The sequence below is a fragment of the Micromonospora sp. M51 genome, from assembly GCF_018070305.1.
GTDB lineage: Bacteria > Actinomycetota > Actinomycetes > Mycobacteriales > Micromonosporaceae > Micromonospora > Micromonospora parva.
Genome location: NZ_JAGPXZ010000005.1, coordinates 24,114 through 31,454, shown reverse-complemented (window position 1 = coordinate 31,454; position 7,341 = coordinate 24,114). Strand labels below are relative to the sequence as shown.

The following is a 7,341-nucleotide window of genomic DNA, read 5'->3' as shown; positions in this document are numbered from 1 at the left end:
AGCGGCGGCCCGCGCGCCCCGGCCCAGTCGGTCTCCGGCCTGGGCTGGTCTCCGGCCTGGGCTGGTCTCCGGCCCCTGCCTCCCCGGTGCCGGCTGGCTTGATCGACTCGGGTTCTTGAAAGTCGGGGTGTCGTGGCGTCCGGGATGCCCCGGTTTTCAGGAAGCCGAGTCGATCTTCGGGTCTGCGGGAGCGCCACGCAGGGGGCGGATTCGCGGTGGGGGCCGGCAACCTGTTAGCCTTGCTGCCGGCCCGCCCGGTGTAAGCCGGGTGGGACCGAGGCCGGTTCGCCGGTGGGGGGCTGTGGCGCAGACTGGTAGCGCACCTCGTTCGCATCGAGGGGGTCAGGGGTTCAAATCCCCTCAGCTCCACCAGCAACACGTACGACCTGGGGAAACCCCGCTAGCAAGATCAGCGGGCACAGATCCGGCACAAATCAGCGAGAATCCAGGGCCTTCGGGCCCTGTTTTCGTTTGGCGCTCGCGTCGAGCAGTGCCCCGCTGATGATGTTGCGGCGGCGATCTTTCTTGGGCCACCAGTGAACGTAGGTTTCCAGCGTGATCCGCAGGCTGGAGTGCCGTAGCGCGTTCTGCACGTCGGTGGGGTCGGCACCCGAGGTGATTAGGCGGGTGGCGAAGTAGTGCCGCAGGGAGTGGAAGGTGCCCTCATCGGGCCAGCCGGCCGCCTCGCGCCAGGTTCGCCACATCTGCGACCACCGTTGGTCGTGGATCGGCCGTCCCTGGTCGTCGGTGAACAGCAGCGGGACCATCCGGCGCTTGGGCTCCCGACCCGGGTCGGGGGTGCCGGCAGTGATGTCGGGCAGCTCGACCAGGGCGGGCGGGTAGGTGCGGACGTGCTGGGCGAAGACGGCGGCGACGTGGTCGTCCAGGTCGACATCCCCGACCGAGCCGGCCTTCGGTGGGGCGAGGTAGAAGCCCCCATAGGCGACCTTGTGAAACCGGAGTTGCTGAACGACGTGCAGCTCCTGACGGTCCGGGTCGATGCACCGGGTGCTGTCCTCCAGGCCGAGGACTTCCCCGAGTCGCATTCCCTCACCCGCGCCGGCCCAGATCGCCGCCTGATACTCGTCGGGCACCACGTCGACCAGGGCGAGCACGTCGTCATCGGTCGGTACCCACTTCGGCGCGCGGGAGAAGCCCCGCAGGATCGCGAACAGCCGGATCGATTTGCAGGGGTTGTCGGGGATCACCTTGTCGGCGACGGCGGAGTTCATGATGTTGTTCAGCAGGTCGAAGTAGGTCTTCACCGATGATTGGGCGACGTTGTTGCGGAGCAGCGTGGCGACCCACTCCAGAACGTCGGTAACGGTGATCGCGCGGATGGCCCTTTCACCGAAGTGCGGGTAGTGGTGGTGGCGGAGCCGAGATTCGGTGTGGCGCTGGTAGTCGAGGGCCTGACTGATCTGGCGGGACAGTCGCCACCGCTCGCCGTAGTCCTGGAAGGTCAGCCGGCGCTCTGCCTGGTCGATCCGGGTTTCCTCGGCGATTCCGGCGCGGGCGTTGGCATCCCAGGCTTCGGCGTCAACCTTCCGGTCGAAGAGGCGTTCCCGGGTTTCGCCGTTGCGGTCCACGTACCGGCAGCGCCACCGTTTACCGCGCCCGTAGCGCTTGGACTTCAAGCGCTCCTTGTTGGGGCCGCGTTTGGTCAGGTACCAGAGGTCATCGATTGCCATGTCAGGCCGCCTGGTCTTCTAGCCAGGCCCGGACGTCGGCGGGGTCGTAGCGCAGGTGGCGGCCGACCTTGAAGGCGCGCGGGCCGGTCCGGCGGTGCCGCCATTGGTAGAGGGTGCCGACGGGGATGCGCAGGAAGGCGGCTGTGTCGCTGATGGACCAGAGGTCCGGCAGCGGGAGTGGGGTGGGTGCGGTCATCGTGGCTCCTTTCGACTGAGGGTGATGTAGGTGTGGCTTTCGCCGCTGTAGCCGGCGGTGCGGGTGCTGGTGCGGCAGGTGACCCGTTCGTGGCCGTAGTAGGCGGTGAGTTGGGCCGCGATGGTGGCGGCGTGGGCGGTGACGGTGGCGGTCGGGCCGATGAGTCGGACCGCGACCAGGGGGCGGGCGCGTGTGGGCATGGCGCTCCTTCCGGGGTCGGGCGGGGCGGGTTGTTGCGTGCGCTGTGGAGTTGTCAAGGAACGGCTTCACGGGCGTTGACACGTACGTGTCAAGCGGCCAGGGGTTGGGCCGCGCGAGCGGCGGCGAGTTCGTCGGCCAGGGCGTCGATGCCGGCGAGGTGTTGTGCGCGGGCCATGGCGGCGGCGGTGTTGGCGAGTAGTGCGTCGCCGGTGGTGATCCAGCCGGTGGCTTGGTAGCCGAGTTCGTAGATGACGCGTTCGGTTTGTTCGTCGTCCCAGGTGTGGGGGTGGCCTTCGGTGCGTCGCCAGATGGTGCGTTGGAGGCGGAGGAAGCCGAGGGTGACGGAGAAGGCGCGGCTTTTGGTGGCGATGTGTCCGCCGTAGCCGAACTGGTGTGCCCAGCGGCGAAGCCTCGCGTAGTCGGGGTGCTCGCCGATGTCCCAGCAGGCGCGGATGAGCCGGCCGAGGTGGGTGCCGGGGTCGCCGTGGATTTCCACGGAGAGGTCGTCGACGCGGCGCAGACTCAGACCGGTTACTTCGGTGCTCTTGGTGACGTACTTGGCGATGTACCCGGTGATTTGCGCGAGGTTGACTTCGTGGCCGGGTGCGTTGACGTGCTTGAGGTCCAGGCCCTTGTCGCCCCAGGCGATGTGCCAGCCCTGCCGCCCGTTGGCGGGGTGCGGCGCGGAGGTGTAGGAGGTCTTCACGAACGCGGCCCGGACGGCAGCCTCGAACAGGTCCCGGGTGATGACGCGGGGCGGTGGCACGATCGCTTCGGGGCAGTCGGGGTTGTAGCCGTCGAGGCGGATGAGTGCGTGGTAGTGGATGACGCCGCGTACCTGGAATTCGTAGACCTTGATGTAGCGGCGGCGCAGGTCCACGCCGTGGGCGCGGCCAAGGCGGCGTAGCTCCCGGTCGGCTTGTTGGATGGTGCGGCGCCACAACTCGGGTGCCTCGTGGTTCCACACGACCTGGCCGACGTGGTCGTAGCAGTCCAGGCACAACGGCTGACCGAGGTTCGCCTCTGCGGCCTTGTGGCGTTGGCCGCAGCGCAGTTCCTGGCCGTGGGGGCAAGTACGGCCGAACGGGTGGCACACCGAGGCCCGGCAGGTGCAGCCGTCCTTCTTCCGGCAGTCCGCCGCATGAACCTTGACCACCCGGTGGTGCACCGGTCCGAACGACGGCGCGGTGGCGGTCAGGAAGATCGCGATGTGCTCGTTGAGCGGCGGTAGTCCCCACCGGTCGCCTTGCAGACCGGCCTTGATCAGGTGGTAGGTGTCGCGGCGGTACAACTCGGCGCAGGACGGGCAGACAGCGGCGCGGCGGTTGCCGCAGGGGGTGTAGATCGCGCCGTCGGGCATGTCCTCGGTGTCGACGGTCGCCATCCGGTTGCCGTCAGCGTCGTTGACGTGGATCTGCCCGGCAAGCCTGATCGGGTGCTTGCACGCCGACGCGGCGCGGACGTGGCCGAGCCATTCGGGGTAGTCGGGGTCCTGGGCGCGGGCACGGCCGGATGCGACGGTGCGGGGGTCATGCCCGCGTACCCACCCGTCAGCGGCGGGATCACGGGTGGTGCGGGTGGGGGTAGCCCAGGGCCAGTAGGCGGCGGACTCAGCGGAGGCTCCCGTGCCCGAAACCGTGGTGGTTTCGGGCGCGAGAGGCAACGTCGAGGACGTCACGCGGTGGCTCCCACAGCGGTGCCGTTGTGGTGCTTGTCGTTGATGCTCGGTTGGGTGTTGAGGGCCGTCAGGATGTCGGCGGCCGTGTGGGTGGGGACGCGCAGTCGCACAGCGAGCTGACCGGGGGTGATCGGTTCACCGTGAGCCTTCTCGTGAGCGCTGGCGACGATCCGGGCTCCAGAGAGCAGCGCGGGCGCAGGGCCGGCTGTTACCGCAGGCGCGGTGGGTGCCGGGGTCGGGTCCTCGTCGGGGGTGTCCGGGGTGGGCTCGACCGTCGTCGGGGTGTCGGTGTCCTCGCCAGAGGTGGGCAGGGTGATGGGTTCGTGGACAGGTGCGGTGATCTCGGGCGCGGGGTTGGTGGCCGGGGTCGCGGCGGCCGGGCGGACCGTCGGCGAGGCGGGGATGTCGGATGACGACGCCTCGGCGAGGGTGGCCGGCGCAGGTGCCGGGACAGGTTCGGTGGGCCGGGTGGTGCGGTTTCCGGTGGCGAGTAGCGCGGCGGTGGCCATGAGCATCAGGCCATCCACGGCGAGGGGACCGAACCAGACGACGAGGGTTTCCTCGTTGTAGTGGTCGAGTAGTCCGGACAGGTGCCGGTAGGACACGAACGCGGCGACCAGGGCGACGGGCGGGAGCCCGACCCAGCGCAGCACGTTCCAGCCCCAGCCGGTCGGCCAGGGCGTGCGGGCAAGGATCTCGATGGCGATGAACAGGAACAGTGGCCAGACGATCGCGGAGATGACCGCGCCCGGTTCCGGGCTCCAGTTCTGGGGAGCGTCTTTCGGGGCGATGAACGAGTGAGCGATGTTCGCGGCGACGGAGACAGTTCCGCCGGACAGCGCGCCGATGTAGGCGTAGACGCGGCCGTTCTTGGAGGTGGTCATTGTGCCGCCTGCGTTGGGGCGGGGGTGAACAGGGAGAAGGCGATGATGAAGGGCTCGGTGTAGCCCTCAGAGCGCAGCAGCAGGGTGATGGCGGGGAGGTCGGCGGCGGAGCTGATGGGCCGGGCGGTGGGGAAGTCGATGGCGGTCATGTCGGTGCCGCCGTTGGTGCGGTGGGTGAAGGTGAGCAGGTACCGGTACATGGCGGTGTCCCCTTTCAGAGGCAGGCGATGAGGAGGGCGGAGACCCAGAGGCAGGCGTAGTGAAGGGATTGGTCGGCGAGGTACATGCCGCAGACCGGGGTCTGTCGGTCGGCGAAGGCGGCCGAGCCGGTGGCGCGCAGGATGAGGCGGACCGTCCAGCGGCGGTCCAGCAGTGCGTGGGTGATGGCCGAGAAGGCCAGGCCGGCGGTGAGTCCAAGAGCGGACACCGGCAGGTCGAGCAGGATGACGGTGACGGCGAGCATGGCCGCGACCGTGAGGTGGTAGGTGCTCACGTGGATCAGGAGGTGACGCCAGCCGGTCCAGCCGGGCTCGGCTTTGTGGGACGCGTCGGCGTCGGTTTGCACGATGTGGTCGGCGAGTTGGTGCGCCGGGATCAGGACGGCGGTGATGACCGCGAAGACGAGGGCGGGGTTCATCGGGTTACCTCCGGGATGCAGTCGAGGCAGGAGCCGGTACGGCGGGGGATGTAGTAGGGCTTGATCTGCCGGCAGTCGGGGCAGGTACGCCGCGCGGTGAGCGCCTTATCGATGGCCGCGCGTTGGGCGGCGGTGGCGGTGCGCTTGGGCATCGCCAGGTCGAGGCGGAACAGGTAGGCGACGCGCTTACCGCGACGCCACATGAGCTGCGCGGCGGGGTCTTGGCCACCGGGTCGCAGCTGTCGGGCGCGCAGTTGCCGGCGGGTCAGCAGCCCGTCGGGGGCGAACTTGTAGGGGTAGGTCGGCAGGCCGTAGCGCTCGCCGGTCGGGTCGTAGAACACCATCGGGTCCTCCGAGTCGTCGTCGGCCTGGTCCTGGTCGTCGTCAGCGCCGGCAGGGGTGCCGGTGGTGAAGGTGGGGTGTTCGTAGGTGTCGCGGTCGATGTCCTCGGGCAGGAACGCCGCCGAGCACAGGGCGCAGACGATCGGGCCTTCCTCGAAGGCCGTGGTGGAGATGCGCAGCTTGCGGGGGCACTCGCACTCGCACGAGACGCCGTTGTTGTTGTTCGTTCGGGTCTTGCCTTCCCCGGTCGGTTCCGGGTGGCGGTAGAAGCGCAGCGCCTCAGTGAGGCCGGTGATGGTGGCCTTGTAGCGGGCGCGGGTGAGGTCGGTCAGGGTGCAGGGCGAGTAGCCGAGCTTGTCGTCCTTGGTGGTGGACAGGCCGAGTTCGGCGGCGAGGGTGGCGAACTTCTTGTTGTGCCAGCGGCCCTGCCGGGAGGTGTCCTGGATGCCGCGCACGTCGGCGAGGGCGTGGGTGGCTTCGTGCAGGAGCGTGGTGAACACGGCTTCCGGTTCGCGGGAGAGCCCTTCACCGGAGATGAGGATTTCGGGCAGTTGTTGTTCGCCGGCTTGCCAGCGCAGGGCGGCGAAGTGGCCCCACTTCATGCCCTGGTTGGGCTTGGTGGGGGAGCCGGAGCCGACCACGAGGACGGCGGCCGGGACTTCGGTGTGTTGGGCGCGGATCGCGGCCCAGGCGGCTTCGAGTGCGCCGACGAGTGCGGCGGTGGAGATGTCGTTTTGACACGTACGTGTCAGGTCGGGGGTGTGGGCGGCGGTGCTCATGCGGCCCTCCGGATGGTGTGTCGGCGGTAGGCGATGGCGGCGGCGCACAGCGCCTCGATGACGTCGGCCGGTTTGCGGCCGGGCAGGGTTTCCCAGGCGAAGACCGGGGCGTGTAGGCCGGCGTGGCCGACGGCGATGAGGTAGGTGTTGAACCACTCGACGGCCGCCGAGTAGGCGTGCTGGTCGGCGTCGGTGATGCCGGTCAGGTACCAGCGGGGGCGGCCGAACACGGCGGCGCGGATCGCGCCGAGGATCGACGCCGGGTAGGTGCCGGTGCGGTGACAGGCGCACTTAGCGGGGCAGGCGTCGTGGGCGTCGTAGAGGCCGGTGGGGGTCCAGCCGTAGCGGCCCAGGTAGAGGGCGGCACGGTCAAGAACGGCGTGAACGTTGCCGGTCGGCAGAGCCGAGACGGTGCTCATCGGGTGGCCCGCCAGACGAGGAACCCGGCGCGGGTGGGCAGCCGTTCCTGGCTGTACTCGTGATCGGCGTAGGTTTCGAGGTCGTCCTCGGTGGCGTGGGTCCAGTCGTAGTCGTCGGCGGCGTCGCGCAGGGTGGAGATGACCTGCTCGGCGGTCTGCCCGGGGCGGTCGTTCCAGGTCAGGGGGCAGGTGGGGTCGTCGTCCTCGGTGGCCCGTGGCTGGGGCTGGTGGAAGTCGAGGTAGGTGGCCAGGGCGTCGAGGGCGCGGGTGTAGTCGCGGGCTCCGTCGCGCGTCGGGCCGTCGTGGGGAATCGACTTGAGGTGGCCGTGAGCGGCCATGCCGATTGCGCCGGCGGCGCAGGCGGGCGGGAACGGGGTGTCCTCGGTGCCGTAGTAGGCACCTTGGGTCCAGCCTCGGATTTCGAGGTAGCGGGCGGCGCAGCGCAGGGTGTCGGCCGGGGTCAGGTCGGCCAGCGCGCCGGGGGTGGGGTGCTGTTTCTGGGTAGGGTTCATGG

The 7,341-nt window shown here is 69.4% G+C and carries 10 protein-coding genes and 1 tRNA gene; 1 reads left to right on the top strand and 10 read right to left on the bottom strand.

Annotation, left to right across the window (positions count from 1 at the left end):
- Nucleotides 1-295 precede the first annotated feature (295 nt).
- A tRNA-Ala gene (locus KBX53_RS00845) sits at nt 296-372 on the top strand.
- Nucleotides 373-434: 62 nt separating this feature from the next.
- Here KBX53_RS00845 and KBX53_RS00840 read toward each other — a convergent pair.
- The 10 genes from KBX53_RS00840 to KBX53_RS00795 all read right to left on the bottom strand — a co-directional run bounded on the left by KBX53_RS00840 (nt 435) and on the right by KBX53_RS00795 (nt 7,339).
- Nucleotides 435-1,691, bottom strand: coding sequence for a tyrosine-type recombinase/integrase (locus KBX53_RS00840; RefSeq protein ID WP_210857483.1), 1,257 nt, complete (start codon nt 1,689-1,691; stop codon nt 435-437).
- A gap of 1 nt (nt 1,692) precedes the next feature.
- Nucleotides 1,693-1,887 carry an AlpA family transcriptional regulator gene (locus KBX53_RS00835; protein WP_110564460.1) on the bottom strand — a complete coding sequence of 65 codons (195 nt, stop codon included), beginning with the start codon at nt 1,885-1,887 and terminating at the stop codon, nt 1,693-1,695.
- Nucleotides 1,884-2,087 carry a hypothetical protein gene (locus KBX53_RS00830; protein ID WP_210857482.1) on the bottom strand — a complete coding sequence of 68 codons (204 nt, stop codon included), beginning with the start codon at nt 2,085-2,087 and terminating at the stop codon, nt 1,884-1,886. The genes KBX53_RS00835 and KBX53_RS00830 overlap by 4 nt, the downstream gene beginning before the upstream one ends.
- Before the next feature lie 89 nt (nt 2,088-2,176).
- Nucleotides 2,177-3,766 (bottom strand): replication initiator, encoded by a 1,590-nt coding sequence (locus KBX53_RS00825; protein WP_210857481.1) that lies wholly within the window; start codon nt 3,764-3,766, stop codon nt 2,177-2,179.
- A complete protein-coding gene (locus tag KBX53_RS00820) occupies nt 3,763-4,650 on the bottom strand; it encodes a hypothetical protein (RefSeq protein WP_210857480.1) in 888 nt (295 codons plus the stop codon). The genes KBX53_RS00825 and KBX53_RS00820 overlap by 4 nt, the downstream gene beginning before the upstream one ends.
- Complete coding sequence (locus tag KBX53_RS00815) at nt 4,647-4,850, bottom strand: hypothetical protein (RefSeq protein WP_210857479.1); 204 nt, start codon at nt 4,848-4,850, stop codon at nt 4,647-4,649. Before KBX53_RS00815 ends, KBX53_RS00820 begins: the two co-directional genes overlap by 4 nt.
- Before the next feature lie 14 nt (nt 4,851-4,864).
- Nucleotides 4,865-5,287 (bottom strand): DUF3307 domain-containing protein, encoded by a 423-nt coding sequence (locus KBX53_RS00810; protein ID WP_210857478.1) that lies wholly within the window; start codon nt 5,285-5,287, stop codon nt 4,865-4,867.
- Nucleotides 5,284-5,631 (bottom strand): RRQRL motif-containing zinc-binding protein, encoded by a 348-nt coding sequence (locus tag KBX53_RS00805; protein ID WP_210857485.1) that lies wholly within the window; start codon nt 5,629-5,631, stop codon nt 5,284-5,286. Before KBX53_RS00805 ends, KBX53_RS00810 begins: the two co-directional genes overlap by 4 nt.
- 773 nt (nt 5,632-6,404) lie before the next feature.
- Nucleotides 6,405-6,827, bottom strand: coding sequence for a hypothetical protein (locus tag KBX53_RS00800; RefSeq protein WP_210857477.1), 423 nt, complete (start codon nt 6,825-6,827; stop codon nt 6,405-6,407).
- Nucleotides 6,824-7,339 (bottom strand): hypothetical protein, encoded by a 516-nt coding sequence (locus tag KBX53_RS00795; protein WP_210857476.1) that lies wholly within the window; start codon nt 7,337-7,339, stop codon nt 6,824-6,826. The genes KBX53_RS00800 and KBX53_RS00795 overlap by 4 nt, the downstream gene beginning before the upstream one ends.
- Nucleotides 7,340-7,341 lie beyond the last annotated feature (2 nt).

What these genes read in the sequence shown, in the direction of transcription:
- KBX53_RS00830 (WP_210857482.1), bottom strand. Translation starts at nt 2,087, where the DNA reads ATGCCCACACGCGCCCGCCCCCTGGTCGCGGTCCGACTCATCGGCCCG.
- KBX53_RS00810 (WP_210857478.1), bottom strand. Translation starts at nt 5,287, where the DNA reads ATGAACCCCGCCCTCGTCTTCGCGGTCATCACCGCCGTCCTGATCCCG.
- KBX53_RS00800 (WP_210857477.1), bottom strand. Translation starts at nt 6,827, where the DNA reads ATGAGCACCGTCTCGGCTCTGCCGACCGGCAACGTTCACGCCGTTCTT.
- KBX53_RS00795 (WP_210857476.1), bottom strand. Translation starts at nt 7,339, where the DNA reads ATGAACCCTACCCAGAAACAGCACCCCACCCCCGGCGCGCTGGCCGAC.
- KBX53_RS00805 (WP_210857485.1), bottom strand. Translation starts at nt 5,631, where the DNA reads ATGGTGTTCTACGACCCGACCGGCGAGCGCTACGGCCTGCCGACCTAC.
- KBX53_RS00840 (WP_210857483.1), bottom strand. Translation starts at nt 1,691, where the DNA reads ATGGCAATCGATGACCTCTGGTACCTGACCAAACGCGGCCCCAACAAG.
- KBX53_RS00815 (WP_210857479.1), bottom strand. Translation starts at nt 4,850, where the DNA reads ATGTACCGGTACCTGCTCACCTTCACCCACCGCACCAACGGCGGCACC.
- KBX53_RS00835 (WP_110564460.1), bottom strand. Translation starts at nt 1,887, where the DNA reads ATGACCGCACCCACCCCACTCCCGCTGCCGGACCTCTGGTCCATCAGC.
- KBX53_RS00820 (WP_210857480.1), bottom strand. Translation starts at nt 4,650, where the DNA reads ATGACCACCTCCAAGAACGGCCGCGTCTACGCCTACATCGGCGCGCTG.